The sequence below is a fragment of the Paenibacillus gyeongsangnamensis genome (assembly GCF_027533625.1).
Classification (GTDB): Bacteria; Bacillota; Bacilli; order Paenibacillales; family NBRC-103111; genus Paenibacillus_G; species Paenibacillus_G gyeongsangnamensis.
Genome location: NZ_JAQAGZ010000011.1, coordinates 221,574 through 239,496 on the forward strand (window position 1 = coordinate 221,574; position 17,923 = coordinate 239,496).

The 17,923-nt window shown below is 48.9% G+C and carries 15 protein-coding genes and 1 pseudogene; 5 read left to right on the plus strand and 11 right to left on the minus strand.

Translation table 11 applies throughout. The features are described 5' to 3' along the window. Window positions 1-382: 382 nt before the first annotated feature. From O9H85_RS18360 to O9H85_RS18375, 4 genes and pseudogenes are all read right to left on the minus strand, one after another. Window positions 383-1,212: pseudogene (locus O9H85_RS18360) on the minus strand (IS110 family transposase); the annotation flags it as partial. Between the two features lie 65 nt (window positions 1,213-1,277). Continuing rightward, a complete protein-coding gene (locus O9H85_RS18365) occupies window positions 1,278-2,645 on the minus strand; it encodes a J domain-containing protein (RefSeq protein ID WP_269882867.1) in 1,368 nt (455 codons plus the stop codon). 37 nt (window positions 2,646-2,682) lie between these two features. Continuing rightward, a complete protein-coding gene (locus tag O9H85_RS18370; RefSeq protein ID WP_269882868.1) occupies window positions 2,683-3,660 on the minus strand; it encodes a restriction endonuclease in 978 nt (325 codons plus the stop codon). Window positions 3,661-4,260: 600 nt separating this feature from the next. Then, a complete protein-coding gene (locus O9H85_RS18375) occupies window positions 4,261-4,428 on the minus strand; it encodes a hypothetical protein (protein WP_269882869.1) in 168 nt (55 codons plus the stop codon). Between the two features lie 169 nt (window positions 4,429-4,597). Here O9H85_RS18375 and O9H85_RS18380 point away from each other — a divergent pair, with 169 nt between their 5' ends. Continuing rightward, window positions 4,598-4,864, plus strand: a complete 267-nt coding sequence (locus tag O9H85_RS18380) for a hypothetical protein (RefSeq protein WP_269882870.1) — start codon at window positions 4,598-4,600, stop codon at window positions 4,862-4,864. A 721-nt stretch (window positions 4,865-5,585) separates the two neighbouring features. Here O9H85_RS18380 and O9H85_RS18390 read toward each other — a convergent pair. The 4 genes from O9H85_RS18390 to O9H85_RS18405 form a co-directional block, all read right to left on the minus strand. Next, window positions 5,586-5,756, minus strand: coding sequence for a hypothetical protein (locus O9H85_RS18390; RefSeq protein ID WP_269882871.1), 171 nt, complete (start codon window positions 5,754-5,756; stop codon window positions 5,586-5,588). Between the two features lie 152 nt (window positions 5,757-5,908). Next, window positions 5,909-6,778 (minus strand): hypothetical protein, encoded by an 870-nt coding sequence (locus O9H85_RS18395; RefSeq protein WP_269882872.1) that lies wholly within the window; start codon window positions 6,776-6,778, stop codon window positions 5,909-5,911. Window positions 6,779-6,832: 54 nt separating this feature from the next. Next, window positions 6,833-7,555 (minus strand): TniQ family protein, encoded by a 723-nt coding sequence (locus O9H85_RS18400; protein ID WP_269882873.1) that lies wholly within the window; start codon window positions 7,553-7,555, stop codon window positions 6,833-6,835. A 196-nt stretch (window positions 7,556-7,751) separates the two neighbouring features. Further along, window positions 7,752-10,349 carry an adenosylcobalamin-dependent ribonucleoside-diphosphate reductase gene (locus tag O9H85_RS18405; RefSeq protein ID WP_269882874.1) on the minus strand — a complete coding sequence of 866 codons (2,598 nt, stop codon included), beginning with the start codon at window positions 10,347-10,349 and terminating at the stop codon, window positions 7,752-7,754. Window positions 10,350-10,852: 503 nt separating this feature from the next. On the opposite strand from O9H85_RS18405, the gene dat reads away from it, so the two are divergent. Next, entirely contained in the window at window positions 10,853-11,695 is an 843-nt protein-coding gene (gene dat / locus O9H85_RS18410; RefSeq protein ID WP_269882875.1) for a D-amino-acid transaminase, read from the plus strand. A gap of 82 nt (window positions 11,696-11,777) precedes the next feature. Here the strand turns inward: dat and O9H85_RS18415 are convergent, their stop codons facing one another. The 3 genes from O9H85_RS18415 to O9H85_RS18425 all read right to left on the minus strand — a co-directional run bounded on the left by O9H85_RS18415 (window position 11,778) and on the right by O9H85_RS18425 (window position 13,817). Then, window positions 11,778-12,569: a lipoate--protein ligase family protein gene (locus O9H85_RS18415; protein WP_269882913.1), complete on the minus strand. Its 792-nt coding sequence runs from the start codon at window positions 12,567-12,569 to the stop codon at window positions 11,778-11,780. A 97-nt stretch (window positions 12,570-12,666) separates the two neighbouring features. After that, window positions 12,667-13,278: a hypothetical protein gene (locus O9H85_RS18420; protein ID WP_269882876.1), complete on the minus strand. Its 612-nt coding sequence runs from the start codon at window positions 13,276-13,278 to the stop codon at window positions 12,667-12,669. After that, entirely contained in the window at window positions 13,275-13,817 is a 543-nt protein-coding gene (locus O9H85_RS18425) for a hypothetical protein (RefSeq protein WP_269882877.1), read from the minus strand. Before O9H85_RS18425 ends, O9H85_RS18420 begins: the two co-directional genes overlap by 4 nt. Before the next feature lie 107 nt (window positions 13,818-13,924). Here O9H85_RS18425 and O9H85_RS18430 point away from each other — a divergent pair, with 107 nt between their 5' ends. From O9H85_RS18430 to O9H85_RS18440, 3 genes are all read left to right on the plus strand, one after another. Next, the gene (locus O9H85_RS18430) at window positions 13,925-15,733 is read left to right on the plus strand and encodes a DEAD/DEAH box helicase (RefSeq protein WP_269882878.1); all 1,809 of its coding nucleotides are present in this window, start codon (window positions 13,925-13,927) and stop codon (window positions 15,731-15,733) included. Beyond that, window positions 15,730-16,785 (plus strand): YqhG family protein, encoded by a 1,056-nt coding sequence (locus tag O9H85_RS18435; protein WP_333474221.1) that lies wholly within the window; start codon window positions 15,730-15,732, stop codon window positions 16,783-16,785. The genes O9H85_RS18430 and O9H85_RS18435 overlap by 4 nt, the downstream gene beginning before the upstream one ends. A 168-nt stretch (window positions 16,786-16,953) precedes the next feature. Next, window positions 16,954-17,910, plus strand: a complete 957-nt coding sequence (locus tag O9H85_RS18440; protein WP_269882879.1) for a hypothetical protein — start codon at window positions 16,954-16,956, stop codon at window positions 17,908-17,910. Window positions 17,911-17,923: the final 13 nt, after the last annotated feature.

Here is a 17,923-nt window from a genome sequence, read left to right on the forward strand (position 1 = left end):
TTCTCACGTATGCTCGCTTATTCGCAGGATTTTCCCTTGTTAAAAGGAAAGAAAGTTAATAGGAGATTCCCCGTTTTAAACTTTGGCAACATGAAGGCGTACTAAAATAGAGGGTGAGGTAAACACCCCATATATTTCCATATACTGCACGCATTCTCCACGACGTCCCTGGAGGTTCTCACTCCCATGTCACAACGGGTCTATGCCCTCTCATTCGTTACGCCTTTCCAAGGGGTGGAGGCCGGTCTTGCTATCGTTACGGGTCGGTGCCCTTTGGTTCAATCACATCGGTACGTCGTACTTTCTTTGAAATCCTGCGAATAAGCCAATTTACGTGCAACGAAACGGGTATTAAAGTTTTAGCAGCTTGCTGAAGAGGCAGAACTTTCTGCTGTTGTGCACAAGCAAGGTCGTACTCTGCAAGCAGTTGCTTCAAGTGAAGCTTGTAGGCTTGCGTAGCTTGTCTGGAACCGACAAAACATCCAGTCAGCGTGATTAGAGTGCGAGCCTTTCGCTCACCACAGTGCCGCTTCATAAGCGACTTCCAGCCTCGAATCATGTCCTGCGGCTGTAATTCACTTAGCTCATCTGGCGTTAGGAAAAGACGAAGTGTGGCCAAGGAACCGGTACACATCAAGTCCTTAAAGACTTGACGCAGCTCAGGAAAAACAATGTCAACCCAGCGATGAATTTGGTTTTTCGCACTTATACGATTCTCTTAACCACAAAGTCTCGGTTCGAGAGTAAGACACGGAGCTCTTCAAACGCCTCAGGAGTGGTGCGTGTGAATGAGTAATACCCGTTTTTCACCATGTCGGCAATGACAAGCGCATCCTTTTTATCGCTCTTTGAGGGCGTATTGTCACGGTTTTCTTTATTCTTCTTCACGAGATGAGGATTCACCAAAAAGACTTCAAACTGGCGTTCTGTAAGCCATTTGGATATGTTGAGCCAGTAGTGTCCGGTCGGTTCCATACCCTCGATCGTTATGGATAATTTATGGGCAGTCTGTAGCTGCTGGATCCATTGCAGGAACTGGTGAAAACCTGCTTCGTCATTTGAAAAGGATAATGGATTGCCGATCACGATACCGCGAAAGTTTACGGCACGTGCAACATGGGTTTCCTGCGCAATGTCGATCCCGACGACCAAATGCTCAGCGGTAATCTTTTCGATGAGTTGATTTTGCCGGTCTTGTGATTTAAACTTCATAGTAGAGCGTCCTCCTGGAGGATGGAATTTTAAGTGCTATGACCCGTTGCTTACTTCCATCGTACCTAATGTCTTAATTTCAAATTATTGCCGCTATTGTCCCAACCACTCACCTTGTCGTTTGTAAAAGATATGGTCGATCTTCCATAATACCATGTAGCTATAGGACCGACGTCAAGTATGCGCGTTGGTGTTCCCATTATCGCTTTGACATCTTTTGTCGTTGAGCCCGTAGAAAAAGTACCTCCACTCTCAGTCGACGTTTGCTCCAATTTTAAATTCCCTCCACTATTATCCCAACCAGTGACCCTGTCATTTGTAAATGTTACTGTAGACCTTCCATAATACCATGTTGCTATAGGACCAACGTCTAGTATTCGCGTTGGTGTTCCCATTATCGCTTTGACATCATTTGTTGTCGAACCCGTAGATAAAGAACCTCCGCTCTCAGTTGACGCTTGTACCAATTTTAAATTGCCTCCACTATTATCCCAGCCAGTCACCCTATCATTTGTAAATGTTACTGTAGACCTTCCATAATACCATGTTGCTATAGGACCGACGTCAAGTATTCGCGTTGGTGTTCCCATTATCGCTTTGACAGTTTCTTTCGATGTGCCCCTTTGGATTGTATCTTCTTGTGCCCTAGTTTCAACTGTTGTCACTTCGTTTTTTGTTTCAGCTTTTGAGGGTTTGGGTTCCGTCGTCTGTATGGGAGGTTTACTGCTCTGCGCTTCTAATTTTGGTTCTTTGCCTTCATTAACTGCGCTTGTTTGTGGTTCTTTTTGGGGAATATTATTTTTCGATGGGTTCCCTTCGATCTTTCCCTCAATCTGAGGTTTACTACTCTGTGCATCTAGTTTTGGTTCTTTGCTTTCATTAACGGCGCTTGTTTGTGATTCTTTTTTGGGGACATTATTTTCCGATTGCTTCCCTTCTATTTTATCAGCAGTCGGTTGCGGTTCTGTCTTTAGTATTTTATCGTTTTCTATCCACTGCTTTTGTTCCACAGAAGACAGAACATGTGCCTTTGAGGTAATAGCATTGTTAAGAAAAGCAAAAAACATTACAACTATTCCGATTAAGACAGAAAACGCACCTACATATTTAACAAGATTAATCATCTGAAACTTTTTACTTGGTGCATTATCAGAACCACTTGAAACGATTACATTATTAATATTTGAATTTGAATCATTTTTCCTATAAGTCTCCCTGTATGTATTGAATTCCTTGTCATACTCAATCCTCTTGGATTGATCCGTGAGAGTATCATAAGCCTGTTTTAATAAAATAAACTCGTTTTCTAGCCCTCCACTGTCAGGGTGCTTATGTTTTGCTTTTGATCGGAAAGCCTTCTTTATTTCTTCGTTTGAAGCAGTTTGGTGAACTCCTAAAATATTATAATAATCAGTAAATTCATTGTTTCCCATTATTATCAGTTCCTTTTGTGTTCAGTTATTAACATAATTAAGCTCTCTTTTCTTGTTGTTGAATGAGTAATTTAATAAGTTCTTCCCTATCAATAAGTTTAATTTTCACTTTAGAGGCTAAGTTTTTAGCCGATTCGGTGAAATACGAAGTGGTTACTACCCATCCCTCGCTACAATCATAGTATGTTCTTCCGGCCAATATTTCTTGGACGGCAGAATTCCCAACCTTGCCTTTATATCTTTTAGCTTGCACAGCAATTTTTTTGCTATCTTTTTTTAGAATCAAATCAACACCTTGATCTCCAGATTTAGGTGTTACTGTTACTTTATAATCTAAGACAACAAATAAATTCTCTAACCGTTTTTCAAAATCAATTCCATCCATTTTATCTATTTCTTCGATCCCACAATTTTTTATCTTATATTCTTTCTCTCGGGCTTTTCGAATCCGCTCTTGTCTGTCTTGTTCTCTTCGTAATTGCTCTTGCCTTTGCTGCTCCCTCCAAATTTGCTCTTGCTTTTCCCGCTCAGTCCGCTCTCGCTCTTTTTTTATTTGTTCTTGTTTTTTTCGATCAGCTATTTCTTTTTCTTGAATAATAAGTTTTGTCAAATCATTTATTTCTGATAACTTTTTTCTAACCTTAATATTTGTCCTGAATTTAGTAACATTTATTAATAAAAAACGAATGCTTACAAGCCAAATCCCGAAAAATAAAAAAAACAAGGACGTTAAGAGGTAACTTGGATTTAATAATTCAAAATTTACAATAATAATTCCATAAAGTATTAGTATTATAGCCATTGCTATAATTAGGGCGCCGAATAACGAAAACATTAAGACCCTAAACAAATTGTTGCCACTGGTCATTTCTTTAAATAAATTGTTCGAATAAATGGTTACAAAACAGTCATCACAGAATTCTAGAGAGAATGCTTCAATAGTACTATTGTTATTTTTACCATACTTATATTTTAATTCTGTAGTCTTAACGCAGTTCTTACAACGAGTTGACATTCAGGATCATCCTTATTGAAGAGGTTTATTTCTTCCATTGGCTTTATTATTATCATATTATGAGTTTGCTGTATATTACTTTCTTAAAAAAATATGCTGACCCAGTTCCAATAGGTGATAATAAAACCGAGTAGGGTAAAGCGTCTGCCTCTGCGATCTCAAGATGTAACAAAAAATAAGCAAACAAAAATAGCCGGTTGTTGCCACGCTCTACTGCCCGTCCCTCGGTTTTAAAGGTTATCTCACATATACTCACTCATTCGCAGGATTTCATCGCCTTGGAATAAGTTGCTGATCGAAAAGTAAGCTCAGTAGACACCGTTGTTCCAATCCTGGGCATGCAGGAACAGAAGAAGCGTGCGGAACAATTCTCCAAGTGTTATTCTTCTGCACGCATACTCCACAATCTCCTTGGAGGTTCACCATCCCATGACTCTACGGGTCTATGCCCTTACATGCTTCGTTACACCTGTCCAAGGCGTGGAGACCGATAACGTTTAGCTGACGGGTCTGAGCCCTTATCGGGCAGTAACTCGGTCCTCCGTGCTTTCTTTGTAAAATCCCGCGAATGAGTCAATATACGTGATCGTTTAATCCGTCTTAGGCAGCTTGAATGGATGTAGGGGCTGCTTTTTCAGGAGAAAACGATTCTGCCCGTTGAACGATGCCGATGATGATGCGTGCCAATTTTCCAAGCAGTTTAAATACCGACTGCTGCTTCTTCATTCGCTTAACTTGAACATTATTCTCATGCAGCTGTCGGAACACAGGATGATTCCCTACGAGTTGGAGCGTCTGAGAAAATAGAGTTATAGACTAGACTTGGGGATTAAACGGGCAGGTTAACTGAAGAAGTGGAAGTGTTTTACGGTATCGTCTGCCACAGTCCAATCAAATTTCCATAAATCTGCATCTCCTTTTAAGAAGGGGAGGTGAGATGGCTATGGCTTGTTCTTGTAAAAAGAATAATAAAAGGGCAGTGACAGGAAATGTCAGATTAATGCGCTTCATTGGTTGTCCTAATTTACGAGGTTGTGACATAACGAGACGAGCAATCAATGGTGCAATTAAGGATTTGAATGCAGCAAAGCGATTTGTTAACCGTAATAAATTTGAACGTGCGGAAGATGCGTTGGCTAACAGTCTCCCTGACATCAGCAAGGCAATTCGCTTAATTAACCGTTTGGAGCGTAAACAGCGGTAGAACCGCAATGAACTTTTCAGTGTATCTTGAACAAACGGAAGACGATAGCGTAATAAAACAGCGACAGTCTAAGACTTTATTTTTAGGGTCCTAGTCCGCCGCTGTTTCTTTTTTGAGTCAGTCTAACACTTATTTTCAGGGTGTTGACGATTTTTCGGTTCATAAAGCCCGTAAATTCAAGGAGTCCAGTCTAACACTTTATTTTTATCGAACAGCATCGCCTTTTAGATAGAACGATCTGTCCCTTGCGTTTCCCGGAAGTGCTTTCGGCTAGGTTCAAGCCTGCCTTACGCAATAATTGACGTCCATGAGCATACTGTCTAAGGTCGCCAGCACCCATAAGAGCGCCTCCTTGATGGTGTTGGGTGATTAACCCGTCGACAAACCCATCATACCGAGGTGCTCCTTTTTTGACAAAGGCTATTCTTAGCCCTAACAGGAATGGTTTAGGTTAACAAAGGCTGCCGATCATTCGCGGCAGCCTTGTCGTGGTTTACTTTTGAGCTCTCGTTCTTCGGTAGCGCAATGACGGCTACCCCGCGGCAGCCGTTTTGATGTTGAACTATCGTTCTTCGTTAGAGCTTAATGAACGCTGTCACTCTACGTCGCCACAATATACCTTTACCTTACTTAAAGGCTTCCGCGATTATCTTTACGCATCAAATAGTCGCTCATTCGGATTTCTTTCCTCCATTTCCTTACGTAGTGTCTCAAAATCCTCCTATATTTCCAAGGTAGCGTGAGAATAGTTCAAAATCTTTCCTTTCAAAATCTGTTCCTTTAATTCTTCTAATGTCATTCCTGCTGTCATTTCAAGTTTTCTTAGATTTTCCTTTACTTTATTTAAGGTTATAAAAGGAACAACCTTAAGATCATCATCAATCTCAGACATAAATATCCTCCATATTTTTTAACTCGGTATCATTACCATTATAAACAATGCTATTTTGCAAAGTGAAACGTATAGTCGAGAATTCAGCGACATAGTTATTTTATCTCCAGACACATCAAATATTGCTGGTGAAAACTACTGAAAAACTTTTTTCATCTAACAATCTTTTCCTTACTTAATACTTTCACCTGCCTATAAATAGATTGTTCATCGTGAATTTTACATAGATCATCATAAAGCTCTTTTATTTTCTCAATTTCGGATTTTAAATAATGAGGATATCTACTTGTTCCGTATGATATATAATATATATCTAATTTAGCTGTTTCAAACAATTTCTGACCTAGAAAGGCGATCGTGCCAATTCGATTTAAATAATCTTCTTTGTTATTACTTAAATCATAAATTCCTTGAAGTGCTTTTTCTTTTAAATAAACATACCCTTGCCAAGAATCGTCAGAATGAATAGGTTCAATGTTTTTCCTTTTTAAATGTCTGTTCAAAGTTTCTATATCCCACATATATTTTTCTTTAAGATCATATGAAGTAATATAATTTTTTACCTTCTTGGTTAATTTCTCTATTTTTTTAAAAGGGTAACAATTATCGTCAAATATTTTCTTGCTAGATATTTTTAACATTTGACAAAGAATTTTTACTGACCATTCGCTTGTTTTCCAAATATCAGAAACCCTAGCGGACGAGACATAATCTTCTAATTTTTCTATTAGGATAGGTTCATTTTCTAATATATTGATATATTTTTGATTAATAAGAATTAATTTATTACGGGGGTGGACTATCGTTTCAATTTCATGCTTTCTAATGATAAGCGATAAACTCTTATGAGAATAATTGAATTTTTCCATAAGGTCAATTATTGGAACAAACTCTCGATCAAAGTAGATATGCTCTGGAAAAAATTTGACGAATCTACCACAAAAACTCTTCTCTCTTTTATATGTTTTCATTAATTCTTTCTTGAGTTGAGAATCTGAGATCAAGTGAATTAAATCAAACATGAAGTCTTGCACATCCTTATCTTTCTTTAAATTATTATTTAGAAAAAGAATTAATTATGATGGCCAATCCTTCAAAAGGTCCCTGACAAAATTCAAATAAAAATGCAACATCTTGATGTCTGAATAATATCCATAAGCAAGAAGATCTATTTCTTTACGAGAAAGTTCTAATTTTTCCAAACTAGTTTTCGTTAGTAGACAATATAGCAATCTTTGTATTGCTTTTATCTGCTCCGTTGGTGTAAGTTTTAACATTAGAAACGGTGATTGTACAAGTTTAAATTCTCCCTCATTAGTTAAAAATCCGGATTCAATATCAATACTTTCTGTATTACTTAGAGAAAGCCTATATTCGCACCTACAAACTCCCTTTACTGTATCTATAATTGTTGTTTTTGTATCACATCTAGGGCAACAATCGACTAAATATACTAAATGAGTAACACAATAAGTATGATGTGTTAGGCACCACATTATCCGATGATATGCAGATTTGTCTAAGCATTTGGGACAGAATCTTGTGTAAAGATTTTCCTTCCATTGTGGCAATGTTAACCTGTTTATACGGTAGTTATATAATAAATTAGCATCAGAAAAATTCTGCCGTGATAAATTGATCAAATTAACTAGAAATTGGTCTCTTTCTTCACTATTTAGAGTTGGATACTTCAATTCTAACTCGCTAACTTCTCTATGATTCGCTTGGGCTAATCTATACATATACCCCTCTACAGACTCATCGGTGTAAATTTGGGGACGGTTTAACAAAGGCTTCAATTGAATTTCATCTCTTTTCACAAAAATAGGTTAGGCAATGAACATCATCATTGCCTAACCTATTGTATTTTTATACAAATAAATGAATATTTTTCGATTCTTATGAATTATGGAACAAAGCTTCTTACGAACTCTGGAACAATTCTTATGAATTTTGGAATTTCACAACAAAAAAGAGGCCCGAAGGCCTCTTTTCTTAGCTGCAGCGGCTATAGCCGCAATGGCTGCAGTTCTTGCAGCCCTCGCTGTTGATCAGCGAGGCGGAACCGCAGGACGGGCACAGGTCCAGCGAAGTGGCCGCGCTGCGGGTGACGGCGTATTGCGCCGTCGTCTCCATGACGACCTCCTGCGTGGCCGTCACGTAATCGTCTGCGTTCTCGCCGCTTTCGCCATGGACTTCAAGCGCCTTGGCTACGGCGTCGGCGATCGATTCGACGCGGTTCGCGCCGAAGCCGATCGCGCCGGAGCCGCCGATGCCCTTGAGGTGCTTCACGAGCAGCTGCACCTTGTTGCCGTGATCGCCGTAGCGCAGGAACAGGGAGCATACGCGTCCGAGCGCCTCGGACATCGCGAAGACGTCGGAGCCGGCTTTGCCCACATTGAGGAAAATCTCGCTCGGGCTGCCGTTCATATCATTGATCGTTATATAAGCCATGCCAAATGGCGTATTGTACTTGTAGGTCGCGCCGCGCAGAGCCTGCGGACGTTTCTTGTACTGCTTGTCGAACACTTGCTCCGTCTTGGCGTCGACGTTCACGGCAAGCGACTTCGTCAGGTTCGTCAGAGAATCTTCGTCCGGCTTCGCTTCAGGCGCAGGCGCTGCAACGGCCGTTTCCTCTTTAGGCTGTTCCGTCTTCTCTTCCTTCTTATCGGTGCTGAGCACCTGAACGTCACGGCTGCCGTCGCGGTAAATCGTTACGCCTTTGCAGCCAAGGTCAAAGGCCAGCTCATAAAGCCGCTTCGTCTCTTCCACTGTAAAATCGGCAGGACAGTTCGCCGTCTTGGAGATCGAGCTGTCGACCCATCGCTGGATCGCCGCTTGCGCCCGGATATGGTCCTCGGCGGAGAGATCCATCGCCGTTACGAAGTAATCCGGCAGCTCCTCGTTCGGATGCGCATCCTTCCACTCCTGCGCGATCGGCACGTACTGCTTGTCGAAGCCGAGACGGCTTTGACGGTAGTACTCGAAGGCGAAATAAGGCTCGATGCCCGTAGACGTGCCGACCATCGTTCCTGTGCTTCCCGTCGGCGCTTGTGTAATGACCGTCACGTTGCGCATGCCTTTCTTCTGAATGGCCGCGCCGACTTCAGGGTATGTGGCAACCATATTTTTCATAAAGCCGCTTAGCAGGAACTTGTCGGCTTTGAAATGCTTGAACGAGCCTTTCTCTTCCGCTATATCCGCAGAAGCGAGGTACGCTTCCTTCGCCATAAAGCCGTATATTTTATCCAGGAATTCAAGCGATTCCGGACTTCCGTAGCGGATGCCAAGCTTGATCATCAGCTCCGCAAGGCCCATCGAGCCAAGTCCTACACGGCGCTCGCCCTGCTGGTTCGTCCGGTTCTCCTCGAAGTGATAAGGCGTCTTGTCGATGACGTTGTCCAGGAAACGGGTGGAATAACGGACCGTCTTCGCCAGCTCGTCCCAAGCCACGTCATGACTCTCTTCATCATAGAACTTGGACAGATTGATGGCGGACAGGTTGCAGACGCCCCAAGCCGGAAGCCCTTGTTCGCCGCAAGGATTCGTGCAGATGATCGGATTGAAGTACCAGCTGTTGGACATCTGGTTGTAATATTCCATAAATACGACGCCAGGCTCGGCTGATTTCCATGCCGATTCGATGATCGTGTGCCATACGTCGCGCGCTTTTACCGTCCGGTATGGAATGACGTTTTTGCCCAGCTTCTTCCACTTCTCGAGATCGCCGTCCCACAGTTCGTCGTACTCCGCGTCGGTCGTGTCAGGATAGACAAGCTCCCAGTCCAGATCCTCCTTCACGGCCTTCATGAAGCCGTTGCTGACGCAAACGGACAAATTCGCGTTCGTGATTTGGCCCATCGTTTGCTTCACGGTGATGAAATCCAGCACATCCGGATGCCAGTCGTTGATCATCAGCATGAGCGCGCCGCGGCGGCTGCCGCCCTGTTCGATCAAGCCGGTCGTGTAGCTGAACAGCCCGCCCCAGGACACGGCCCCGCTGGAAGAACCGTTCACGCCCTTCACCACCGATCGGCGTGGACGCAGCGAAGACAGATTAATGCCGACACCGCCGCCTCGCGCCATAATTTCGGTCATCTCGGACAGCGTGGCCATAATGCCGCCGCGGCTGTCATGAGGAGAAGGAATGACGTAGCAGTTGAAGAGGGTCAGCTCGTCGCTGGCATCCGCTCCTGCCGCGATCCGGCCGCCGGGAACGAGCTTCCAGTCGTCCAGCACGTAACGGAATTTCTCCGTCCATTCCGTCCGCTTCTCCGGAGTAGCCTCGACAGAAGCCATGGCGGCGGCCAAGCGGTCCCACATCTGTTCAGGCGTCTTTTCCACCGTCAATGTCAGCTTCTCTACGGAGGATTCCACGATGTCTCCGCTGCGAACCTTGACTTTCACCTGCTTGCCGCTGCGTTCGATCACCTCGCCTACTTCCTTCGCAGGAAACTTCGGGTCGTCCTTGGTCAATACAAGGACGGTATCCCCTACCTTCGTATGGCTGGTATCGGCATTCTTCATCGCGTAACGGTCCAGAAATATTTTCTCGCTTAAGCCTTCCAATTTGGATCGCTGCATGGTCTTCAACTCAACTACCTCCCGAAAAATATGAATAGTGAAAGCTCAGCGGTTCCCCTGAACCTTCATGCTCATCATGATGTTTTTGTAACAAACGGTTTATCTTGTGTCTTTACCCGGTGTTCCGGCGGCTCATTCGCACTCTCCAACCGGCTTCGGCATGGATTAAAAGCCCGAAAACGCCACAACGGCGCGGTTTTGCGGTTCAAGCGCCTCATGAGGAAATCACAATATCTGGTATGTACAATTCATTATACAGTACAATATATAGTGTTTCTAATGAGACGATTGCGGATTTTTCCGGTAAAAAACGGACAGGGCTCGGATATCTGCCTTTTTTCTCTATCAATCTCTCTTTTTTACTTTACGGGAAATTCATAAGATTCGACAAGCCATTTGACAAACGCGGATGCGCGTTGGTACCCTTAGATCAGATTACCACAAAACCGTGGAAATTATCAAACGTACGTTCGCTCCAAAAAATATTCATTATTACATAAGGAGGCCGCCCTATGTCCGGCGTTTATTTGTATCAGAATCGGCTGCTGCCGCAGGAGGAAGTTCATATTTCACCGGAAGACCGCGGCTATTATTTCGGAGACGGCATTTATGAGGTGTTCCGGGTTTATAACGGCAGGCTTTACGAAGCTGACGCCCATATGCGCCGGCTGCAGAAGAGCGCGGCGGACGTGCGGATCGAGCTGCCGTCGGAGCCGGAACAGCTGCTGCACCAGCTCGTAGAGCTCGTCGCCGCCAACCGGCTGACCGAAGGAACCGTATACCTTCAAATTACAAGGGGCGAAGCTTCCCGCTCCCATCCGTTCCCGAAGGCTGCCGCTCCCGTGCTGATGGCCTTCACCAATGTGCTCCCGCGGCCGCTCGCAGCGGTGCAATCCGGAATTTCCATCGTCTCGATGGACGACATCCGCTGGCTCCGCTGCGATCTGAAAACGCTGAACCTGCTCCCGAACGTGCTCGCGAAGCAGCATGCCCTCGACCGGGGCGCAGGCGACGTCGTCATGCACCGGGGCGGGACTGTAACCGAATGCAGCGCATCCAACATCATGATCGTTATGGGCGGCCGGATCGTCACCCATCCGGCTAATAACCTGATTCTGCACGGAATCACAAGGGCGGTTGTCCTTCGTCTGGCGAACGAGCTCGAAATTGCTGCGGAGGAACGTCCGTTCACGCTGTCCGAGCTGATGGAAGCCGACGAAGTGTTCATTACCGGGACAACGGCGGAGATTACGCCGGTGATTGCGGTTGACGGAGCGACCATTGGCGGCGGTACCTCCGGGCCGGTGACCCGGAAGCTTCAGCAGGCGTTCGAGCGTTCGATCGAAGCCTTGTAGCAGCATCCGGGCAGCACAATAAAACCTGCATCGATCTCCACCTATGAAGGCGGTCCGGTGCAGGTTTTTTATGGTCATCAACTTATCTTCGCAGGTTCCAAGCGTCGTTTCCGTATTTTTCTTGCACAAGCTGCTGCGCCAGCGCTTCCTCATAAGGCGTCAGCGCCGACTCGGCCAGCTCTATGCGCATACCCTCCGCGATTCCCTTCTCGAAGGCCTTCTCGGCATCATCGATCGTGACCTCCTGTTTGCCTGCCGACCGCAGCAAGTCGTTGATCGCGACCGCTTTCTTCAGGAACTGCTGCTTCATCCGTTCCGCCACCCGTTCGTTCGAGAACCTCAGCATCCGGAACAGCTGGTCCGTATCGAGATCCAGCAGAATCGACCCGTGCTGGAGCACGACGCCCTTCTGGCGGGTCTGCGCGCTGCCAGCAATCTTGCGGCCCTCCACCACCAATTCATACCACGAAGGAGAATCGAAGCAGGCGGCCGACCCCATGGAGGCGTACTGCGATTTGTCTTCCTCGGATTCCAGCTTGACCATATCCGCTTGCAACCCCAGCCGGCGGAAGCCCGACAAGAGACCTTCGCTAAGCACCCGGTACGCATCGGTGACACTCCGAGGAATGCCCGGATAGCTCTCCGGCACGATGATGCTGTAGGTGAGCTCTTTATCGTGCAGCACAGCCCTTCCGCCCGTCGCCCGTCTGACGAAGCCGATGCCCTCCCGCTCAAGCGCATCAAAATCGATTTCCTGCTGCGCCTTCTGAAAATAGCCGATCGACAGCGTCGGCGGATTCCAGCCGTAGAACCGGACGGTCGGCCGGGCTTTTCCTTCGCTGACCGCCGTCAGAATCGCCTCGTCCACCGCCATATTGTAAGCCGGCGAGCCGAAGCCCGACCGGATGAATCGCCACTGTTCCTTCAATTAGAAGCACCTCTTTCTCTTTCGCCTTCGCTCTATGCTCGTCTTATTTCTTCACTGCAATCCACTTGCCTGACTGCAGCCCGGGAACCTCGAGCTCCCGGTCCGGCTTCTCCGATGCCTCCGGACGGATAAACGCCAACATGCCGTCCTCGGCCAGCGCAACGAACTCGTCTGCGGTATGATCGAGCGCTATCGGCCGGTGCTCCCAGGTCAAGTGCACCTGCTGGTGCGTCTTCAGATCCAGAAGCGACAAGGGCTTATCGAGCTCCGAATGGCCTCCGCTCAAATCGTTGCGGGCAATCAGCAGCTTCCCGTTCAGCGCTTTGATCGAATAGGAGAACGGGAGCGTATTCGAGACGAAATTCGCCGTCAGCTCGTAGGGCGTCTGCTGCGGGTTCCACCGGAAAATTTTATTGGACCATTCCGTTTTGTTCCGCTGGGAGATCATTACGAACATGCTTCCGCCCGTATCGGCCTCAACCTGATCGAGCGGGTACCGGCGCGCATCCTGGATGAGCTTGCCTCCCTCGCCCGTCGTCAAATCGGTTTTATACAAATTGGAGCTGGCGACGGCAGTGTTGGAGGTGACGTACCATACGTCCTTGCCCTGGCCGACATAATCCTCGATCCCGCCGGGCACAAGCCAATCCTTCACCCAGCGATGCTCTTTGAGCTGATAATGCCGACGCGCGTATGTTCTCCGTCCTTTTGAACCGTCCGGTCCGCCGCCGCAAGAAACAACAAATCCCCGTTGACATAGCTAAATTTAGGCGCCATGGAGGGAGTCGGAATCTGCGTGAAGCTGTCCGTATCCCGATCGCGCAAATAAAACCCGCGAAATGCCTTCGGATCGTTCGGATCGAACACGGTAATGACCGTATGCTCGGATGTATAGCTTAGAGAGCTGATCGGCTGCTGCGTCTTCAGGATGGTTTGGACGTGTTGTGATTTGCTGTTGATGCTGAACACTTGAAATTCGCTGGCCGCAAGAAGATCTCCGATCCGGTCAATCGATCTGGCCCCTTCCGCGTCAATCGGCGTCGTTTGCGGTGGAGCGGATACGGGCGCATCCGGCTTGCAGCCTCCGAGCATGCACAGTGCGGCTGCCATCGCCACCGGCGCCAGCCAGCCCTTCCATCCGCTTCCCATCCTCCCGATCATTGTTCCATCTCCTCCTGCTGCAGTCTTACGCATAAGCCTTATCCTCCATGATAATGCATCGTGCCACGGTTTGAAAGCCCCGAAATTCGTGCATACTAAGAATTGACTCTATAGCTTCAAGCTGGAAAAGAGGCGCGCCGATGCAACCAACCGAGCGAAAAGAACACGTGCGGCAATTGACAGAACATGTGCAGATGCATCTGGAACGGAATTGGTTCGAGGAGCTTCACGCCCGCTCCATGCGAGGCAGTCCTTGGGACTCGTGGGCTATGTACAAGCTCGCTTACGAGGCCGAGCATTCCAGATTGATCCACAGCTTCGACGAGCTGCAATGCATGTCGCATCTTCCGAATCTCGTTCCGATGGATCACCAGATCGACACGGCCAAGAAAGTGCTGACCGAGATGCGGGGGCGGGCCATCTTAGCCGACGAGGTCGGACTGGGCAAGACGATCGAAGCCGGTCTCATCCTGAAGGAATACTTGATTCGAGGGCTGATCCGCAAGGTGCTGATCCTCGTTCCGGCCTCCCTCGTGCTGCAATGGGTCCGCGAGCTAAACCAGAAGTTCGGCATTCCCGCCGTTGCGCAGAAGAAAGAGTACATGTGGGCGCAAAACGACATCGTCGTCGCATCCATGGATACCGCCAAGCGGGATCCGCACAGGGAAATCGTTCTCGGCATCGAATACGACATGCTGGTCATCGACGAAGCGCACAAGCTGAAGAATAAGAAAACGACCAATTACCAGTTCATTAACGAGCTCCGCAAAAAATATTGTCTGCTTCTGACGGCTACGCCGGTGCAGAACGATCTGAAGGAGCTGTATAATCTGATCACCCTGCTGAAGCCCGGCCAGCTCGGCGGACAAAACAGCTTTCAGGCCAATTTCGTCGTCGATAAGCGGATACCGAAGAATGAAGATCAGCTTCAGTACGAGCTGTCCAAGGTCATGATCCGCAACCGGCGCAGCGACGGCCACGTGAACTTTACGAAACGGATCGTCCGCAACATTCCTCTGAAGCTGTCGCCGGACGAGCAGGCGCTGTACGACGGCGTCACCGATTTCGTCAAGGGACGCTACGAGGAGTCCGGAGGCGATATCGGCAGCGTCCTGTCGCTCGTCACTCTGCAGCGGGAAGTATGCTCCAGCCGGGATGCGGTATTTATCACGCTCGTCAATTTGTTTAAGAAGACGCCGGAGGACTCCCCGCTTAGAACGCGTATCTGGGAGCTGGTCGAGCTGATCCGCGGCATCAAGGCCAACACGAAGGCGGAGAAGACGATGGAGCTCGTCCGGGACATCGGGGACAAGGTGATCATCTTCACGGAGTACCGCGCTTCTCAGGAATATTTGCTGCAATATTTGAAGGACCATAAAATTACCGCGGTCCCCTACCGGGGAGGCATGAACCGGGGCAAGAAGGACTGGATGATGGACCTGTTCCGGAACCGGGCGCAGGTGCTCGTAGCGACGGAGGCGGGCGGCGAAGGCATCAATCTGCAGTTTTGCCATCACATGATCAACTTCGACCTGCCCTGGAATCCGATGCGGGTGGAACAGCGGATCGGACGGGTGCACCGGCTGGGACAGATGGAAGACGTCCGCATCTACAACCTCTCTACCGAAGGGACGATCGAGGAGTACATCCTCTCGCTGCTGCACGAGAAAATCAACATGTTCGAGCTCGTCATCGGAGAGCTGGATACGATTCTGGAGCGATTCGACAAGAAAGCTTCGCTGGAAACGCATCTGGCCAAGGTGCTCCTTTCCTCCAAAAGCAGCGAGGAAATCCGGCGCGAGCTGGACGATCTGGGACGGTCGTTCACGACGGTTCGTTCGGAGGTGGAGCAGGAAGCCCAGGGATCGATGCGTCTGCAAAACCTGCTGAACGCCGTCGGACAAACGCCAGCCGAAGCTCACCGCCGCAACGAGGAGCTGCAGCCATGACGATGAACACCGAACAAATCCGCTCCTTTGTCATGCGCTATCTCGAAGCGGAGCAGTGCGACATCCTGGAGAAGCATCCTGCTTACGTAACCGTGAAGCTCTCCCCGTCCGCCGACCGCGACTTAACCAATCGCCCGTATTACTGGAGCTTCGTAGAACGGACGGGCGCGGCACCGGAGACGATGACCTGCACGTTCATCTTCGACCCGGAGGCGTACCGGGAGCTTCATCCGCCGCAAGCTGCCGGTACGCAAACCGGAATCAGCGCGGCTGCTCCGCCGGGACTGGCGTCCATACAAGGTACGGGCGCACCGGTAATGGGCCAGCAGGCGCCGGCTGCGCCGGGTATGCCGCCCCAAGCGCCGGGAACCCCGCCGCAAGGGGATAGCATTCTGGGCCGCTATTTCGGCTTCGTGCCAACAAGCTTTACCGCCCGCATACCGCGGGACGAGGTCACCTACGGAAGCCGCCGGCTCGAGCAGATGTTCGAGTCCGTTAGGACGAAGGGCCGCTTCGTCCGCATGTTCGAGCACTATGCCCCGGACCAGCCGCGAAACGCCGCTACCGTGCCTTACGATACTTGGCTTGCGGTAAACTACAAAATCGAATACGCCTGCGATTTGAAGCGGAGCGAGCTCCTCTCCCTCGGCATCCGGCTGCAAACCGGCGAAATCCGAGACCGCTTCCATGAACTACTGCTGGCGAAGAAGCTGACGCCCCGCCTGCCTGCTCATGTGTACGTGACACCGGACCGGATTACGCTGCCGCGGGCGGTGCTGTTTCTGGAGGAGCATCTGGAACGGAAGGTCGCCGCATCGGACCACCGCTGGGCACAGGAGGCGCAGTACCGGCTGTCGGATGAGCTGGCGCGCATGGCCGACTATTACGAATCGCTGCTGAAATCAGCCGAACCGGAGCAGCGGATCGATATCGAGACGCAGTACGGCAACCGCCGTAACGAGATTGAACGGCAGTACCGCCCCCGTGTGCAGGTATCCGTCATCAACTGCGGTTTGTTTCATCTTCCCCCGGCGAACGGTCCGAGCTCTTGACGAATGGAAGCGAACGGCCGCATTTTTGCGGGAAAACTATTTGGACGAGGTTTACAGGTTCTAACAATCTTTTCGCGGCATAGCCTTTACAATATAGGCATAAACGCACCAGCAAGCGCATACAGCATGTCGAAGCCTACCATCCCATATAGCGAAGCAGGTGAATTCATGAAACCAACGATGACCCGGCTTATCAGGCTCGCAGCCGGTTTGCTCTTCGCAAGTATGCTCAGCGCCTGGCCCCTCTCGATGACGGAGGGCAAGGGGCCTGCAGACGTCGTTCCGCCGGCTTCGACCGCGTCGAACCAGTCAACGGCTATTACCTCGAAGCAGCCGGCCGTGCCTTCCGATCTCCAGTCCCCCTCCTTGCGGGATGCGGCTGACCGCATGATCGTGCAGCTGTCCTCGCAATCCGGCTTCGAGGATTGGAAGAACGCCTCCTGGACAAGCTACGCGCTCGGTCCGGGTACCCATGGTTGGGTCATCCTGATCAGTAAGAACGGCCGCGAGATCGGGTATCTGGTGCTGAATGCCGCCGGCAAGGACGTTTATCGTTTGTCCGAATACGGCAAGGGTGAATATCCATTATTCAGTATGCAGACGCTGTACCGAAGCTTGGTACGGCTTGAACTCTTAGATTATTCCTATCTGGCGGAGCGCTTGTATTTCGATCCTCTTCACGCGATGTGGCACGTAACGGTGGAAGGAGCCGACCGGGAATGGTATCTGGATGCCAAGACCGGCGAGGAGCTGCCTTTCTCCGACAGCAGCAAGCTTCCGGCGTTCGATCCCGGCGGACCATCCAAAAAATTCACGCAAACGGAAGCGCAGCATACTATAATAGCAAGCGGACAAACGGAGCCTTTCGATCCGTATGTGATTCTGAACTGGGTGCAGGGCAAGCCCTCCCCCAAACCCGACTATGCGGATGTGATACGGCAGCTTCAGACGAACGGAAAGCCCGTCTTCGCCCTGGAGCTGTACGGCGGTACCGTCCTGACGCCCTTGCCGGTGGACGGCTATCACGAATGGTCCAGCGGAGACCGCTTCCTCCGTATTTATCAGGATGACGACCGGTATCTTCCGTTCGGGCTCGTCCGGGAAACCGGCTCGTATTATCCTTAACCTTCGGTTTTTC

What these genes read in the sequence shown, in the direction of transcription:
- O9H85_RS18365 (WP_269882867.1), bottom strand. Translation starts at nt 2,645, where the DNA reads ATGGGAAACAATGAATTTACTGATTATTATAATATTTTAGGAGTTCAC.
- O9H85_RS18370 (WP_269882868.1), bottom strand. Translation starts at nt 3,660, where the DNA reads ATGTCAACTCGTTGTAAGAACTGCGTTAAGACTACAGAATTAAAATAT.
- O9H85_RS18380 (WP_269882870.1), top strand. Translation starts at nt 4,598, where the DNA reads ATGGCTATGGCTTGTTCTTGTAAAAAGAATAATAAAAGGGCAGTGACA.
- O9H85_RS18390 (WP_269882871.1), bottom strand. Translation starts at nt 5,756, where the DNA reads ATGTCTGAGATTGATGATGATCTTAAGGTTGTTCCTTTTATAACCTTA.
- O9H85_RS18395 (WP_269882872.1), bottom strand. Translation starts at nt 6,778, where the DNA reads ATGTTTGATTTAATTCACTTGATCTCAGATTCTCAACTCAAGAAAGAA.
- dat (WP_269882875.1), top strand. Translation starts at nt 10,853, where the DNA reads ATGTCCGGCGTTTATTTGTATCAGAATCGGCTGCTGCCGCAGGAGGAA.
- O9H85_RS18415 (WP_269882913.1), bottom strand. Translation starts at nt 12,569, where the DNA reads ATGGCGGTGGACGAGGCGATTCTGACGGCGGTCAGCGAAGGAAAAGCC.
- O9H85_RS18425 (WP_269882877.1), bottom strand. Translation starts at nt 13,817, where the DNA reads ATGCGTAAGACTGCAGCAGGAGGAGATGGAACAATGATCGGGAGGATG.
- O9H85_RS18430 (WP_269882878.1), top strand. Translation starts at nt 13,925, where the DNA reads ATGCAACCAACCGAGCGAAAAGAACACGTGCGGCAATTGACAGAACAT.
- O9H85_RS18435 (WP_333474221.1), top strand. Translation starts at nt 15,730, where the DNA reads ATGACGATGAACACCGAACAAATCCGCTCCTTTGTCATGCGCTATCTC.
- O9H85_RS18440 (WP_269882879.1), top strand. Translation starts at nt 16,954, where the DNA reads ATGAAACCAACGATGACCCGGCTTATCAGGCTCGCAGCCGGTTTGCTC.